Annotated in this window: 14 protein-coding genes and 1 pseudogene; all 15 read right to left on the minus strand. The window is 65.3% G+C overall.

Translation table 11 applies throughout. From position 1 onward, the window contains the following. Window positions 1-113: 113 nt before the first annotated feature. The gene (locus AC3WLY_RS04265; protein ID WP_175959439.1) at window positions 114-932 is read right to left on the minus strand and encodes an FkbM family methyltransferase; all 819 of its coding nucleotides are present in this window, start codon (window positions 930-932) and stop codon (window positions 114-116) included. Between the two features lie 446 nt (window positions 933-1,378). Further along, window positions 1,379-1,786: a hypothetical protein gene (locus AC3WLY_RS04270; RefSeq protein WP_310140752.1), complete on the minus strand. Its 408-nt coding sequence runs from the start codon at window positions 1,784-1,786 to the stop codon at window positions 1,379-1,381. Beyond that, window positions 1,783-3,549, minus strand: coding sequence for a tetratricopeptide repeat protein (locus AC3WLY_RS04275; protein ID WP_492332643.1), 1,767 nt, complete (start codon window positions 3,547-3,549; stop codon window positions 1,783-1,785). The genes AC3WLY_RS04270 and AC3WLY_RS04275 overlap by 4 nt, the downstream gene beginning before the upstream one ends. Continuing rightward, window positions 3,503-3,910, minus strand: coding sequence for a hypothetical protein (locus tag AC3WLY_RS04280; protein ID WP_492310728.1), 408 nt, complete (start codon window positions 3,908-3,910; stop codon window positions 3,503-3,505). The genes AC3WLY_RS04275 and AC3WLY_RS04280 overlap by 47 nt, the downstream gene beginning before the upstream one ends. A gap of 16 nt (window positions 3,911-3,926) precedes the next feature. Further along, a complete protein-coding gene (locus AC3WLY_RS04285) occupies window positions 3,927-5,978 on the minus strand; it encodes an OmpA family protein (protein ID WP_492310727.1) in 2,052 nt (683 codons plus the stop codon). A gap of 53 nt (window positions 5,979-6,031) precedes the next feature. Beyond that, a complete protein-coding gene (locus AC3WLY_RS04290; protein ID WP_492310726.1) occupies window positions 6,032-6,367 on the minus strand; it encodes a hypothetical protein in 336 nt (111 codons plus the stop codon). A 7-nt stretch (window positions 6,368-6,374) separates the two neighbouring features. Continuing rightward, entirely contained in the window at window positions 6,375-8,192 is a 1,818-nt protein-coding gene (locus tag AC3WLY_RS04295) for a tetratricopeptide repeat protein (protein WP_492310725.1), read from the minus strand. Window positions 8,193-8,581: 389 nt separating this feature from the next. Then, window positions 8,582-8,836, minus strand: coding sequence for a GlsB/YeaQ/YmgE family stress response membrane protein (locus AC3WLY_RS04300; protein ID WP_072444811.1), 255 nt, complete (start codon window positions 8,834-8,836; stop codon window positions 8,582-8,584). A 142-nt stretch (window positions 8,837-8,978) separates the two neighbouring features. After that, the gene (locus tag AC3WLY_RS04305) at window positions 8,979-9,857 is read right to left on the minus strand and encodes a peptidylprolyl isomerase (protein ID WP_175959445.1); all 879 of its coding nucleotides are present in this window, start codon (window positions 9,855-9,857) and stop codon (window positions 8,979-8,981) included. Window positions 9,858-9,874: 17 nt separating this feature from the next. Beyond that, window positions 9,875-11,038, minus strand: coding sequence for a DUF2827 domain-containing protein (locus AC3WLY_RS04310; RefSeq protein ID WP_175959446.1), 1,164 nt, complete (start codon window positions 11,036-11,038; stop codon window positions 9,875-9,877). A gap of 76 nt (window positions 11,039-11,114) precedes the next feature. Then, a complete protein-coding gene (locus tag AC3WLY_RS04315) occupies window positions 11,115-12,239 on the minus strand; it encodes a DUF2827 domain-containing protein (RefSeq protein ID WP_072444806.1) in 1,125 nt (374 codons plus the stop codon). Continuing rightward, entirely contained in the window at window positions 12,233-13,387 is a 1,155-nt protein-coding gene (locus AC3WLY_RS04320) for a DUF2827 family protein (protein ID WP_492310724.1), read from the minus strand. Before AC3WLY_RS04320 ends, AC3WLY_RS04315 begins: the two co-directional genes overlap by 7 nt. 177 nt (window positions 13,388-13,564) lie before the next feature. After that, entirely contained in the window at window positions 13,565-14,260 is a 696-nt protein-coding gene (locus AC3WLY_RS04325; protein WP_310140724.1) for an OmpA family protein, read from the minus strand. A gap of 71 nt (window positions 14,261-14,331) precedes the next feature. After that, complete coding sequence (locus AC3WLY_RS04330; RefSeq protein WP_143156754.1) at window positions 14,332-14,961, minus strand: YadA family autotransporter adhesin; 630 nt, start codon at window positions 14,959-14,961, stop codon at window positions 14,332-14,334. Between the two features lie 660 nt (window positions 14,962-15,621). Next, window positions 15,622-15,912, minus strand: a pseudogene (locus AC3WLY_RS04335) (hypothetical protein); the annotation flags it as partial. Between the last annotated feature and the right edge of the window lie 258 nt (window positions 15,913-16,170).

Consider the following 16,170-nt stretch of genomic DNA (forward strand, 5'->3'; position numbering starts at 1 on the left):
GGGTCCAGTCCCTGGGCGTCTCCTACCCCAAGAACGTTTGGGCGGCGATCGATGCACGGGTCGGTCGCAACCAAATCGTCGCCAGGTTAAAGCCTTCGCAGACCGCATCCGCCTCAATTGAGATAGGTCACTCCATCCTGATGGCTCAGGTGTTGCAGCACTGGATCACCCGTGTGAGCAGCGATGAGATTCATCCCAGCCGGGAAATAGCGGTATCCGAATTCGTCGAGCATGGCTTTGATTGCTGCCTGATCGGATTTGATAATTTCGATCGCCAGTATCGGCTTGAGCGTCTGCAGCATGTGTCGGGCTCCGCGCAGCACGTCGACTTCCATCCCTTCGACGTCGAGCTTGAAGAAATCGACGCGTTCGAGTCCAAGCGAATCGATGCTGATCATCGGCACACGCGTTCCGTTTGACGGGTCGTACGAAATGCGCTGCCCGATATCTTCGGTGTTCCCTTGCTGGCGCAATTCGAGACTGCCGAAGCTGGCGTGCGCGAAATAGTCCGGTTGTGGAACGATCAATTCGCCGTTGTGCTCGCCCAGAGCGGCAAGCTTCGCGCGTGCATTCAGGCAATTATTGAGAGCGATGTTGCCCGCCAGCGCATAGTAGATGACCTCCTGCGCTTCAAAACTGAGCACGCGTCCCCAGCCGTGCATGTGACGAGCCCATTCGATCGTATGCACGCCAATGTTGGCTCCGCCATCGATCGCCACGACACCATCGCCGAAATACTGCTGCCGGCGGCTAAGCAGGGCAAGCGCGAAGGCGACTTCACTCACGTCATAGCTCGACTGTTGCAGAATCTGCTGTCCGACACCGTAGACGCCTCCGGAGGCGGCGACGTTGTAGTCGTTGCGATTGACGATCATCGTGCCATGATTCGAGGCTGCGAGTATGAAGGCAATGGGGCGATGGGGGAATGACATGCGACGGTGAGCCTTTTCAGGAAATTGTTCTGGTTGTCCGGTTCATCAAAATGTTCGTTTTATCGAACGCTCGTATAGAACCCGCCAGCAGGCATGAAAGGCGTCAGTTTTGGACTGGGCTTCATCGCCGACTCATTGAACCACAAGGGATTGAAGATCACGGCCCAATAACCGCCATTCCGATAGGCAAAGCGTAGTTTTCGATCTCGTATTATCAATATCAAATTTTTTTGGTGAGATCTGCGGAGATATATCGATGAATGATTTTTTCGCGTCCGGATAAAGAATGTATCCACACGCCCTCTTCCAACTCCATCCAACATCAATTGATCTATTTTCGATAGTTTCATATTGGTGCTGACTTACTTGGCACAGACGATGACTTCCCTGCTGCGACATCTCCTGCAAAGCTGACGGGAAACGGAGGACTGAGTGCCACGGCCGCCTCATCTCGCGAGAAACGAGATGCCAAACAATACCCCGAGCACGACACCCACGAGCCGCCCCTGAAGGACTGCCTGCAACCGGCGTGCGTCGTAGGCCCTCATGGGCGAGCGCTTCGCCCTGATCAGCGCGATGACGGGCGGCACAATCAGCGCCAAGGTCATCAAGGCAACCCCGCCGACGACAGGCCGCCACCCGTCGGCAGGCAACCTCGTAAGGGATTCGATCGCGTAACCCGCGAAGGGCACGGCAGCAGCGCCGCAGACGAGTCCGAGCAGTGCGCCGCGGAATAGCGCATCGGTTTCGTAAGAAATATCCATGTCATGCAGATCCTGATGGACCGGGTGCGCGACGCCAACGTCGGTGCTACAGGCAGCACGCAGCCGGTGAGCGTAGAGAAAGGTTGTCATGCCGGCACCTTCCGTTGCAGGGCGGTGCGCACGCGTTCGATCACGCTGGCCCAGTCCCCTGGCGTCTCCTGACGGAAGAGCCGCGCCGACGGGTACCACGGTGAATCGTCGCGACCGTCGAGCCATCGCCAGCAACCATCGAAGCGGCAGAGAATCCAGACGGGCTTCCCCAACGCGCCGGCGACATGAGCGACGGACGTGTCGGCGGTGATGATGACGTCGAGTGTGGAAATGATCGCCGCGGTGTCGGCAAAGTCGTCCACCTCCTCCATTGGATCGAGCGGGCGCAACCCGGCTGGAATGCCGGCCATCTGACTGCGCGCCGCCTCCCCCTTCTGGAGACTCACGAAGGTCGCACCGCGCACGGTCAGCAACGGCAGCAGGGCTGTGGCGTCGAGCGAACGCCGGCGATCGATCGCGCTGGCGCCCGGCATGTACGGCCGAGGATCGCCCGCCCAGACGAGGCCGACCCGGAATCCGTCCGCGGAAATGCGACGACGCCACCGTGCCGCTTGAGCATACGACACGCGCAGATAAGGCACGTCTGCCGGCAGCGTCGCGAGCGTCGTCCCCGTGTGCAGCGGCAAGCTCATCAGCATGCAGGCATAGTCGTGTTCGGTCAGATGCGACGCGTCATCGTCCGGCACGCATTCGTCGACGCCCTCGAGCGTTTGCAACAATCGACACAGGGTGCGCGGGCAGACGAGCGTCAGTCCCGATGCCCCTTTCGCCTTCAAAACGGGAAGGTACCGAGCAAACTGCACGCAATCGCCCAGCCCCTGCTCGGCCCACACCACCATCGATTTTCCCGCCAGCGGCTGGCCCCGCCATTCCGGGAACCGCAGTGCGGGCCGCACGTGACAGTGCGCATCATCACCCCAGTGCGCCGATTCGCCGTATCGCGCCTCATACAGCGCCCAGCCCTCTTCATAGCGGCCCATCGCAAGCAGCACGAGGCTCAGATTGAACGCGGTGGGGGCGCGTTCCGGCGCGGCGGCCAGCGCTTCCCGCAAGTACCGTTCGGCTTCGGTCAGACGCCCCGCATCATGCAGCAGCCGGCCGAGGTTATTCAGCATCTCGACAGACCCCGGATCGAGTTCGAGCACGTGCCTGTAGCACGCTTCAGCTTCGGTATAGCGCTGCTGGCGATGCAGCAGCGCGCCCAATGCACCGCATGCGTCTTTCAGGTCCGGGGCGAGGCGCAATGCGTCGCGAAGGCAGGCCTCACCCTCCGAGGCCCGACCGGTCGCTACGAAAAGCAGCCCGAGACCAAGATGCGCGACCGCGTCGTCGGGGTCGAGCGACATCGCGTGCCGGTAAGACCATTCGGCATCGGCCGCACGATCCGTTTCCTGCATCAGACCGGCGAGATAGACGTGGGCCGCTGCATGACTGGGCACCGCCGCGATCACGCGCCGGTAGCAATCCTCGGCCTCCGCGAACTGCCGGTTTCCGTGCAGAAGCAGACCCAGGTTGTAACGCGCGTCGACGTAGTCCGGCGCTCGTTGCAGCGCCGTACGGTAGCAGCGTTCGGCTTCAGTCGCGTCGCCCGCACGTTCGCGCAGCGCACCGAGATTGTTCAGGGCTTCCGGATGACCTGAGGCGAGCCGCAGCACCATCCGGTACAGTCGTTCCGCGTCGGACAACGACATGCGGCCATGCGCCGCGACCGCTTCCTCGAAGAGCCGGTTCGCGACGCCTGCCTGCCCGGGTACATCAGACGTGCGTGTCATCGCGCGATCCATCGTGAACGTCTCGAACATAACGCGGCCTGAATTGACTGCCCAGCCTGAAGGCAGGAATACGCCGGGCCGGCAGGCGGGGCCGCGAGCGCTGCAGGGCGCCGAGGCCCACGAGTTCATCGACCGCGTCGGTCCATCGTCTGACCGTGAAGCCGCAAACCGCGCGCAAGTCGATGTCGGGAATGGGCCGCCGCTGACCGAAATCGAGCAACGGCACGACCAGCAACGCGACCAGGAAGGCATCGTCACTCAATGCATGCTCGACGAGCTGCGCAAGGAAGGTCCGTTGCGCATGCGAGAGTGCCTCATGCAATGTCTTGACCGACACAGCGCCCGGTATCGAGAAGTCATCGGGCACATCAATTGCAGTATCGCTTCGCATACAAGCCTCCCCACGCTCAAAGCGGCATGAATTCGACGCGCCGGTTGGCAAATTGGCCAGCGGCAGTCAGTGTGCCGGCCACCGGGCGGTCCTCGCCGACTCCCTGCGCGACCAGGGACGCAGCCGGCACGCCTGCATTCACGAGAAAACTGCGGATGGCATCGGCGCGCCGCTGCGTCAACCCGAGCAGCCCCGCGCCGTCGTTCGCACGGTCCGCATGGGCAATGATCGTGAACCGCAGCGCCTGATTGCGTACAGCACATGTTTTCATCAGCTGTGCAGACGTCGACAGGTTCTCGGCCGCGGGCGGTGGCAGCCTGTCGTCGCCGGCGGCGAAATCGACGACCTGCCGGTTCAGTACAGCGGCCGCCTGCCCCGGGTTGCACATGGAGTCGGCCTGAAGCAGCGCGGCCATGGCATGCAGAAACGAATCGGTGGCCCGCGAGACCGCTGCGGCCTTGTCGAACACCTGCACGTCGAAAGCCGGCCCGAGCGTCTGCTGCAGACGCTGACGCCAGCCCTCCGCGTTATCCGGCGCTAGGCCGCCGAGCATCACGCGATGGCGCTCGACGGTGAGTTCGGCGCCCGGCACCGCGATGAACGGTAAAAGCGCGTCGAGGTGGTCAAGCCAGACGGCGGCCCCCTTCCCGCCGGCCCTGAGCGATGCCGAAAAGTGCCCCTTGCCGAAGCGTGCCAGCAGGGGATCCACCACGGCCGGACGCTGATCGTCGCTGTCGAGCAGGGCCTGGACAGCAGGCGCTCCCGAAGCATTCGTGTGCGCGACGAGCCACGTGTCGGCCGCAAGCGCTTCCGAGTCCGTGGCCTGGGCCTGGGCGGCGGGTTCGGCGGCAGCGGCGGCGCTCGCGGCCGCCGGCGTGACCGCACCGGAAGCCACGCTCGCATAGGCGGCTTGCGCAGTCGCGCGGGGCGCCGACGCAACCGACGTAGCCGGCGTCAGCACGGACATGACCTCGGCCAATGCATCGCGCTTCGCCCAGACGGCAAGCGCAACGACCGCAACGACAAGTATCAGCACCGGCACCCACAGTCGCGCACGTCGCCCGACCCGTGACGTCTGGCGAGGCGCGTCTGGATTCGAAGCCGCCGCATACGCAGGCGTCGCCATCGAGCCGGCGTAGTGCACGTCGTTCGCATAGACCTTCCCGGCCACGAAACGGGCATAGTCTGGTGCGTCCGGCCGCTTCGTATGCGGCGCGACCGTGACTTCGGCGTCTACGCCGGGCGCGGGGGCGGCGCCCAGGTCGGTCCGCAGTGGACGGCTGCCGACGACGGCATCGGACGCCTCGTCCGGCGTCGCCCCGCCAGCGGGACCTTCGAAAGCCGGCGCGTCGGGCACGCGTGGATGGGCCGCAGCGAGGTGGTTCTCGTCCGCCCGCGCATGCGCCGCGATCGTATCGGCATTCGGCGCATCGTCCGAATGCCGGTGGGACACCTGCCGCGAGTGGAAGTCCGCCGCAACCGCGGCGAGCCGCACCGCGATCGTGTCGGCCAACGCACGAACATTCGGATACCCGAATAGTGTGGCGACGCCGTCGTCCATGCCGCTCGCAACAGAAGGAAGCTGGCTCGCCAGCAACCCGGGAAGCTGCGTGACGTCGCCCTGCTCCAGCAATACGTGATGCTTGATGAGCCCTGCAAGCATCGCTGCCGCGATGGAACAGAGCACACTTGCCGGCTGCGTCGGCACACCGGTGCGCACCGCGATGTGGTCGCTCAATGCCGCCACCGGTATGTCGGTCGCGCGGGTCGCGAGCACATGGCCCTGGTGCTCGAAATCCTTGAGTCCGGCGGTCGTCTCGACGAGATGCGCGCACTCGCTGCCGATACGTGCATTGCTGTCGCGCGACATCAGCGCGTCGAACACGGCCTGCGTATCCTCGCACCCATGTGCGGCGCGCACCGCGAGCGCAGCGACCAGCACCGGGCCGGCACTGCGGAGCACGTGTGCGACGACGTGTGGTGGCAGCCCCATCTGGTCCGCGATCCGCTGCAGTACGGCATCGTCGGCACACTGTTCCAGCGCCTGCGCAAGATTAATCCGTTTCAATGCACACCCCCGTAGTGCTTTTGGCCGTCATATCGACAGCCGTCCAATATCAGTTACATCCGCGGTCGCTTCCCGCTCCTTCGCCCATGCACCGCCTGCCCAGACGCAGTCGACGGTTGCCGGCGCCGCGCGATCTCCATAAGCAGTTCGCTGTCGTCGGTGAACCGCCAGTCGCCGCACTCGCCTCGGATGCGCACGCATCCGGCGTAGATCTGAATCACGACGTCGTCGCCCCATGCCTCCCGCAAGTGACGCAGCCTGGTCAGTTGGCCGTGGCTCAGGTAGAACGGCCAGTCGCATTGCCGTGCAAGGTGCTGCTCCACGTGCTGGCCGGGAAAGCGGAACGCATCCGGATGCGTTCCGGCAGGACCGGAAAGCTCGTCTTCCATGAGTGCGTCACGCGGCAGTCCGGCCGGCGATAACGGCGTGCTTACGGTGCTCGCGTGCATGCTCGGCGAGGTCACCCGCAAGCGCGTCGAGAACCGGCGACCATCGCCCATACGCCGGCTGGCGGTAAAGCCGTGCCGTCGGGTACCACGGGCTGTCGGTGCCCTCGCTCATCCATGGCCAGTGCGGATTCACATCGAGCAGAAGCCAGACGGGCACCCCTAGACCGCCGGCGAGATGGGCAATGGACGTACATACCGTGACGACCAGGTCGAGACTGCAGACGAGCGCGGCCGTATCGTCGAACGATGTCAGGTCCTCGGTGTGGTCGACCAGCTCAAGGCCGGCGTCGCGCATACGCTGCACGTCGGCCGCCGCATCGAGCTGCAGATTGACGAACGTCACGTCTTTGACGTCGGCAAATGCCTGGGCATAGGCGAGCGGATCGACCGAGCGCATGGCATTGCGCTGATGGCTGCGACTGCCTGTCCACACGAGTCCCACGCGCAGTTGGCCGTCGCGCTTCAGGCGGGTATCCCAGGCACGGGTTTGCTCTCGATCGGCTTTCAGATACGGCGCCGGGCCCGGCAGGTCGGCGAGCCCGATGCCGAGCACGAACGGAATGCTGGCGAGCGGCAGATGAAAATCGAACGATGGAAGCGGTCGCTGGTCATGGGCAACGATCGTCGGCACGCAATCGCCCAGACTGCGCACGAGCAGCGCGTGCAGGCTGTCGAAGCAACAGTAGACGAACGTACCGCCCTCCTGCTCGACGCGCGCAGCGATGGCCGGCACGAAACGTGCGAATTGCAGCACGTCGCCGTTGCCCTGCTCCCCCCATACAAAGAGCGTCTTGCCGGCCAGCGGCTCGCCGTTCCACCGCGGCGCAGGCATGTTCGGCACGACATCGCGCAATTCGGGCGAGCCATTCCAGCGCGCCTCATGGCTGCGCCAACCCTGTTCGTAGTCGCCCAGCATGAGTTGCAGCATCGCTCTCGTCCAGACGAGCGAGGCATTCTGCGGGTCGAGCGCGAGCGCGCGCTCGGCGACGGCGAGCGCAGCCGGAAACGCCTGCAGCTCGCGCAGCACATACGAATAGGTCTGCAGCGCGCTGACGTAGTTCGGCGCAAGCGCACAGGCGCGTTCGGCCGCGACGAGACTATCGTCGATCTCGCCCGTCCGCAGAAGCGCGGTGGCGAGATTAGTCCAGGCAAGCGCGTGATCCGGATCCTCGGCGAGCGTGGCTTCCAGCAGTTCTCTTGCTTCGGTGTATTGCCGCAGTTCGAGGTGCGCGGCGCCCATGTTGTTACGCAGCATCGGCAGGCGTGGATCGAGCCGCATCGCGTGGCGATAGGCGTCCAGCGCCTGCAGGTGATGACGAGTCTGCTGATGCGCGAGGCCGAGGCGAAACCAGGTATGCGCGTCTTCGGGGGCACGCTCGCAGCGAACCATCGCGATATCCCGAGCGTCGTCGTGGCGACCGAGCCGCAGCAGCACGTCGATCCAGTCCACCATCCAGTCGTTGCCGCGCGCGCCCTCATCCCATGCACGCTGAAACCAACCGTTCGCGCCGGTATCGTCGCCCAGGCGGATGGCAAGACGCCCGCGCTCGATCAGTGCGTCGACGTTCGCCGCGTCGACTTCCAGCGCGCGGTCGAGCAGGTACCTTGCCTCCTCGAGGCGGCCACGCAAACACCACAGGCGGCTGGCGATCACCAGTTCCTGCGGCCGCTTCGAATCCATGACGCGATGCGCGTCGAGCAATCGCCACGCGGCAATCAGCTCGCCGCGCGCGATCATCGCTTCCACCTTGTTCAGCCAGGTCATTGAGTTTTTCTCTCCACGCATAGACGGACGGTGTGCCGATCAGCCACCTAGGGGGCCAACGGCGCCACGAGTCCAAGTAACAGTCCTGCAAGACGGACGCACCACAGCCGGTACGGAGGGCGGTCGAGTCCGCCTGGGGGCGGCCAGCGGTGCAAAACGCGTCGCACGAGAAGCGGGCCGGCGAACAGCGCGCCGGCAGCCAACGCACCCGCCAGCACTGCGCGCCCGGCCGGCGAAGCGGCATGACGAATCGGCACGTGAGACACCAGTTCCGCAACGGCGAGCGAGGCCTCCCACGACATGAGGAAACCCAGCGTCAGATTGGCCGTCAGCGCACCGCGACACGTCTGCGTAAGCGCGCTTCGCATCCGCACCGCCATCGCGTGCGCCTACGCCCAGCGCAGCAGACGCAGTACGAACAGCAGCACTACGGCCCCTCCGATCGCCACGATCACGGAAGAGACAAAGCCGCTGCCTACACTGATGCCGATAACCGATGCCAGCCATCCGCCAATGAATGCGCCTGCAATACCGACGAGGATGTCAACGACAAGCCCGAACCCGCCCCCCTTGACGATCAGCCCCGCAATCCATCCCGCAATGGCCCCGACGGCCAGCCACACTACGCATTGCTCGAGCGTCATATCCGTTCTCCCTTTCGATGATTGACGGCGCCGGCAACATGCCGGTGCCACGCGCTGCACTGCCCTGCCGTACTCCCTGCTTCCCTGCCGCTACATTGCGATGCGGCGCGGCGTCCGTCTCGTCCGCCGTGCTCGACGCCCGTCACTGCGCCACCAGTGCCGCCGCGTGCTGTGGACGAATCACCGCGTTGGCCGCCAGCCTGTCGACCAGCGTCTTGAACGCGTCGTCACGTTGCTGCGCCTCGAGCGAGGTACGAAGCGACTCGCGCACTGCGTCGTACGGCGGAATCACCGTCGGTCGCCGTGCGTCAAGACGCGCGATAACGTAGTGGCCAGCTGCCGCGATCGGCTCCGGCGTCACCTCGCCCGCCTTCAGCGTCGGGAGCACCTGGGCCAGCGGCAGCGGCAAGCCCTGCGTATGCCCCTCCACCGCGGGCGTGCGGAAGCTCACCCAGCGGGGCGTGCCGTCGCCTTGCGCCGCGACGCCCGTTTGCGCGGCAACCTTCGCAAACGGCTCGCCCGCGCGAACGCGCATCAGCGCGAACCGCGCCGCGGGTTCGTCCGCGAGCGTCATCACGCTGACCTGGTATTCGTCCGTTCCGGCCTCCCTCGCGATGGCCTCATAGCGTTCGCGCACCTGGGCATCGGTAACGGGCTGCAGTTGCAGATGCTGTGCCGCGTAGAGTCGGTTCTCCGTGTCGACCTTCGCCTTTCGAATGGCTTGTCGCACGACCTCGGTGTCGCCGAGTCGGTCACGCTCCGCCGCCTGACGGATCAGCTCCCGCGCCACCAGACCGTTCAGAATCTGCTGCCGAGCCGCGGGCGTGTCCGGCCGGCCGGTTGCCCTCAGCGCTTCATCGACGGCGGTGCGATGCAACGGCACCCCATTGACGGTCGCAACGACCTCGTCCGCGTTCGCCTGTGCGGTTTGCGCATGCGCGGCAATCGCCAGCACGATGGCGATGGTTCGAATCGCCGCACCATGGCGTCGGCGTGCGGTTTTTTTTGCAGCATTCCTCATCGTCGTGTTTATCCCCGTCAGTTGGTCAGTGTTACCCCCGCCCGCGCCGACCCCGCGGCGAAGAGCGCGCCGAGCAGTTCGTCGTAGCGGGCAATCAGCGGTTCGTGGGTGGCAAGAAACGGGCTGATCGCGTGGCGCTGGCGCACGCGATAGGCCTCCCAGTCGTCGTTGTGATGCGCGAGCGCCTGCACGAGCTGACGCGCGCCCTCGCTCACGTCGTTACCCGGATAGAAGTAGCCCACCTCATTGCACAGATGTGCGTTGTGAACCAGCGCATAGCCGTTCCAACACACGTCGAAATAGAAGTAATTGAGCGCGAGTCCCCACTGATGGGACACGACGACGTCGGTGTGTTCCGACAGAAACTGCGGCGTGTCGTGCCGATCCACGAAGCTCACGCGGCCGTCGCGCACGAGGTCGAGGTAATGCGCGATGCCGATGAACTCCGGGCTCGTACGGGCGAGGTGCGCCGCGTTCGTGATGTGCACATAGCCGATCTTCTGCGGGGCGCTGCGGTAGGCACTCTCGGCGATGAGCAACGGGTACAGGCAGAACTTCAGCACGTCGATGTTGGCTTCCATCACCGAAACGCGCATCGGCGCCTGCTGCGGGCGGTATTCGCCGGCGAACGGCAGCTCGCGCGAACGCATCTCCAGGCACATCGGATCCCACACGAACGGCACCTCGCGCGCCCGGCACCGCCGCAGCACGGCAAAGAAATCCGCGCTCGTTTCCATGACCTGGGGAATCACCCACACCTCGTCGTAGTGCTGATTGATGAACACCGAGTCGCACATCCTGCGCGAGAAGATCATGGCCTCGATCATCTGCACGTACTCGGGACCACAGCAGTAGCTCACGAGCTTCGTGCCGCGCGCCTTCAGGTATGCGGTCTGATGGGCGTCGATCTGGCCGCCCAGTTCGATCAGCACGTCGAGGTCGTCCTTGGCATCGGCAAAGCTGCGCACGGGAAAGCGCGTCAAGTCCCACGGCAACGCCGACGTGATCGCAACGTCCGTCGTATTGACCAGCGTCACCCGGTGCCGCAGCGGCGAGTGCTGGAACAACTTGCACAGGTACAGCGCGTTCTGTTTGATGCCGTTGATCCACAGGCTTTCGGCGGCATCCCGCAGGCCGATCGTGATGCCGATGCGCAGCCCGCGCGGGCATGGACCGTTCATGTTTTCTCCCGAATGTCAGGCGCGATACAGGCGAGGCAGGCAAAGCCAGGCCATGTATGCGCAGGTGTTGGTGTCTTCATGGCCAGAGGGCCGCGATGGCGGCGCCGTAGTGCTCGACGTTCGACGGTGCCAGCGGGTCGAGCGTCGCGAGAAAAGTGCGAGCCGCACTGCGGTAGTCGGCAAGCTGCGCGTCGTGGACGGCGAAAGCCTCGCGCAATGCAAGCGCCGCCCCTTCGCAATCGAAATCCTCATAGCGGTATCCGCATCCGCCCAACAGCGCCGAGTTGTGCACGAGCGGATAGCCGCCGTGCAGCGCCTCGTAGTACAGGTAGTTCTGCGCGTTCTCCCAGTGGTGCGAGACGATCGCTTCGGCCTGCCGCGTGAGAATTTCGTAGACCGGCACGCGCGGCTCGAACGTGGCCCGCCCCTGCGTGACGAGATCGAGGCTGCGGGCGAAGCCGACGAACTGCGCATCGCCCTTGAGCTCCATGGTGTTGAAAACGCGCAGGTACTCGATCATGCCGGGCTGCTGCCGGTGGGCCAGATCGGCCGCGAGCATCGGAATATGCGAGGTCTTGACCATGCAGATGTTCGGCTCGAGGATCGCGAGGCGCCAGCGTTCGCGCCCCGGCTCGTACCCGAAAGCACGGCCGCCGTCGGGAGTGCGCGCCGCATGCTCGAGCAACGCCGGGCTCCACAGGTGCTGCATCGCCGCGACAGGCGCACGCAACGCGCTGCCGTAATAAGCCCCGCAGGTGCGCATGAAGGCAGGCAAGGTCCAGAGCGCGTCGTAGGGCGTACCGGATATCAGCATGCCGGACGGCCGGTCGAACATCATGCGCTCGATGTCGATCACGTAATCGTTGGCCACACGCATGCCGACGATCTTCCCGCCGCGCGCCCGGAACGCTCTTCCCCATTCCGGATCCAGTTGCGCGCTCAGTTCGATGACCACGTCGAGCGAGCGTTGCGCCGTCGCCAGGTCGATCACCGGAACCGGTGCGAGGGCCAGGAAGTCCTGTGCCTCGGCCGGATCGCCGTCGCCGCCGTTGACGAGATATGCGGCTTCCACGAGCGGCGAGTGCGCCAGCAGCGTCGCGAGGAAATAGCAGTTCTGGAAAATGCCGTTCTCCCAGATCGACTGGAAGCCGCGGCGCAAGAAAATCGTCACGCCTACCTTGAGGCGCCGGCCGTTCAGCATGATGCCCTCCGCGAGTCGGCATGCGACTTCAATGCAAGCAACTGCCGCGCATAGTGCGAACCGTTCGCGGCACTGCGCGGCGAGAGCGTGGCGAGGAAGCTGCGTGCGCGCCGCACGTAGCTGTCGTGGTCGGCATCGTGATGCCGCGCGGCGTGACTGAGTTGCGACGCGCCCGCGTCGATATCCGAATCCGGGTAGTAATAGCCGACGTCGCGGAGCCACGGCGAGTTGTGCACGAGCGGATACCCGCCATACAACGCATCGAGGTACACGATGTTCTGCTCGTTCTGCCACTGGTGCGAGACGACCGCGTCCGCATGCTGGCTCATGAAGCCCACGAAGTCGTGGCGGCCGTCGAGCCGCACGCGCTCGCGATGATTCAGGTCGAGCGAACGCAGCAGGAACGCAAACGACGGATGCGCCTGCATCTGCACGCTGTTGAGCACATGCAGGCGGGCAATGGCTGCCGCGTCGGTGCGGAACGCCCGGTCGCACACGAGCATCGGCACCACACAGCACTTCACGACGGAGATGTTCGGCTCGAACACCGCCACACGCAGCCCGCGCGGCGTGCCGTCGCCGTCGCCGCGCACCGGCCGCGGTTCGTAGCCGAAGCGAAGGCCGGCGGCGCCCATGGCGGCGGAGCGTTGCTCGATAAACGTGCTGTCCCACAGAAACGGCACTTCGAACACCGGGCAGCGATGCAGCGTGCGCAGCATGGCCGCGAACACACGGTCCTTGCCGAGAACCCAGATCTCGTCGCACCGCGTGGCCTTGGTGAAATAGCCGCCGCGCGCGAATACGCTCGGCTCGACCAGGCCCACGTACGGCTGGCCGCAGCAGAAATACACGACCTTCGATCCGCGTGCGCGCGCGTAGTCGAGCCACTCGACGTCAAGACCGCCGCCCATCTCGAATATCACATCGGGCGGTTCATCCAGATCGTGCGGCGAGACGAGCGGCAGCCCGGCGGCAAGTGTCTCGGCTTCCGCCGCAACGCGCGGCTGGTCGCCGCAGTTGAGCAGCACGATGCCGGTGACGAACGGCAGCGTCTGCAGCAATTGCACGAAGTAGCAGACATTCTGTCCGAGTCCGTTCTCCCATATGCTCTGTCCGGCATGGGTCAGCACGGAGATTCCGATCTTCATCGTGTTCCGAGGTCCAGTGGAGTTGACTGTCGTGATGCTTCTCGACGTCCCGATACGCATGAACGCGGCGCCATGCGCCGCGCTGCGGAAAAAGAACGGACCGCCTCGGGGGGGCAGCGGTCCGCCGAACGTCCGCGTACCGCTTGCGGACGACACCATCGCGCTGGGGGTTCGCGCTTACTCCAGCGTGATGTCCACACGGCGGTTCTGTGCCCTGCCGGCCGCCGTCGCGTTGGTGGCGACCGGATCGCTCGCGCCAAAGCCGCGCGTCTCGAACCGCTTCGCCTGCAAACCGTGATCGCGCAAGTACTGCGCCACGGACTGCGCACGTCGCTCCGACAACCCCAGGTTGTGAGCTGCCGAACCTCGCGAATCCGTGTAGCCGTTCACCGTGACCGTGTTGAACGTCATGCCGCGCGCCTGGTCGATCAGCGCATCGAGCTTGGCGCGCGCGTCGGGACGCAGCGTCGCCTTGTCGGTGTCGAAAGTCGCATCGCCGGCCAGCGTGACGTGCTTCGGCGCAGGCGGCGCAGGCGGCGGGGGCGGAGGCACCGGAACGGGCTGCGGCGCCGGCTGCGCGGGTTGCGGAACCGGCCCGCACTGGAACGTCAGGACGCGCACGTCACGCGTGGTATCGGCATCCGCGAGCGGAGCCACCTGCTCGATCGGACGCACCTGCTGCGTGCCGCATATCTCCGCGGCCTTCGAATAACAGGTGCCCTGCCCCTCGAAGATGCCGTGACAGTCGATCCGGAACGCGCGCTGTCCGTTGGGCAGCCCCACCGAATACCCGTTCCACGTCGGCCCCTGCGATGTCGAGCACGCCGCGAGCACCATCGTCGCAACGAGCGTTGCCGCCACTTTTTTTGCCATCTCTCTTGCTCCCGCTGTCATCGTTGTTTGCCGGCGGCGACACGTCAGCCGTGTCGCCGCCGGACCTCGGGTTACCACTGGTAGCTGATACCGCCGCCGAACGAATACCCGGCACTGCTCGCTCCCACCCCGCCGCGCAGCTTCAGGTTGTTCGTGATGCGCGCGGTGAAGCCAATCGCCGTTGCCCCATAACCCTGGAAGCTCGCTCCGCCGATACCCACCGCCAACGACTTGCCGGCATCGACATCCGGGATCATCGACAGCGCGGTGGCCGCCGCCACGCCGCCATACGCCTTGCGGGCGATACTCGTGATGCTTTGCTGCACGCCCTGCAACTGCGACACGTTGACGGCATCGGTCGGATTCACGCCAGGCGCGACGTTGGTGATGCGCCGCTCGCTACCCTGCGAGCCGACCGATACCGTGTTGGCCTCGTTCGCGATCGAACCCGCACCAAGCGCTATCGAGTTCGGTGCGCTGGCCGACGCGCCCAGGCCCAGCGCCACCGCACCGCTGCCGGACGCGACCGATTTCGCGCCCAGAGCCGTCGCGCCATTGCCCGCGGCCGTGGCCCCGTCGCCCAGCGCCGAGCTGCTCGTGCCGCTCGCCATCGCGCCGGTGCCGATGGCCACAGCGTTCACGCCGCTGGCGCCGTCGTTGTTGTAGTTGCCCTGCTGCGTGCCGTTGTCGTTGATGCTCACGTAGTGAGGCTTCGAGTTGGTGATCGCCGTGGACAGCGAAATCACCGCGGTCGAAGTCGACGTGGACAACGACGACACATTGCTGTTGGTGGTGGACAACCCTGTCGAAAGCGAACTCGCCGTCGTCGATGTCGAGGTGGACAGCGACGAGACCGTGCTGTTGGTGCTCGACAAGCCCGTCGAGAGCGAACTGGCGGTGGTCGACGTCGAGGTGGACAGCGATGTCGTGCCGGTGCCGATGGTGCTGATCGAGGTCGACAGCGACGTCAGGCTGCTGTTGGTGCTCGACAAGCCGGTCGACAGCGAGCTGATGCCCGTTGAAGTCGACGTCGAGAGCGACGTCACCGAACTGTTGGTGCTCGACAGGCCGGTGGAGAGCGAACTGATCCCGGTGGACAGCGAACTGACGCCGGTGGACAGTGAGCTGATGCCGGTAGACGTCGACGTCGACAGCGACACGACCGAACTGTTGGTGCTCGACAGGCCGGTAGACAGCGAACTCACGGCGGTCGACGTCGAAGTCGACAGCGACGTCACCGTGCTGTTGGTGCTCGACAGGCCGGTGGAGAGCGAACTCACCGCCGTGGACGTCGAGGTCGACAGCGAGCTGATACCGGTCGAGGTCGACGTCGACAGCGAGTTCACCGCCTGGTTGGTCGCGAACAGCTGCGAGCCGTTGATCGCGTCGGTACTCGTCGCGCTCACCCGACCTGCTGCCACGTTCGTGATCTGCCGCTCGGCGCCCGGCGCGCCCACGCTCACCACGCTCGTCGGGCTCGTGCCCGCATAGCTGTAGGTCGTGCCACCGATCGTGCCGGTGGCCGTCGGGTTGGCCGCAGCCGTCACGGAACCGCTGCCCAGCGCGACAGCGCCCGCATTGGCGGCCGTTGCGCCCGAGCCGATTGCAATGGCATCCGCGCCCGCTGCGTTCGCGTTGTTGCCGACCGCCACGCCCGCCGCACCCGCGGCCGTCGCGCCCGTGCCCGCGGCGAGCGCGTTCACGCCCGTCGCGCCGTCGTTGTTGTAGTTGCCTTGCTGCGTGCCGTTGTCGTTCACGCTGTAGTAGTGCGTCTTGCTGGCCGAGATCGCCGTCGACAGCGAACTCGTTGCCGTCGAACTCGACGTCGACAGCGACGTCACCGAACTCGTCGTGCTCGACAGGCCCGTGGAGAGCGAGCTTGCCGTGGTCGACGTCGAGGTGGACAGCGA

Source organism: Burkholderia sp. FW306-1C-G01B, from assembly GCF_058781685.1.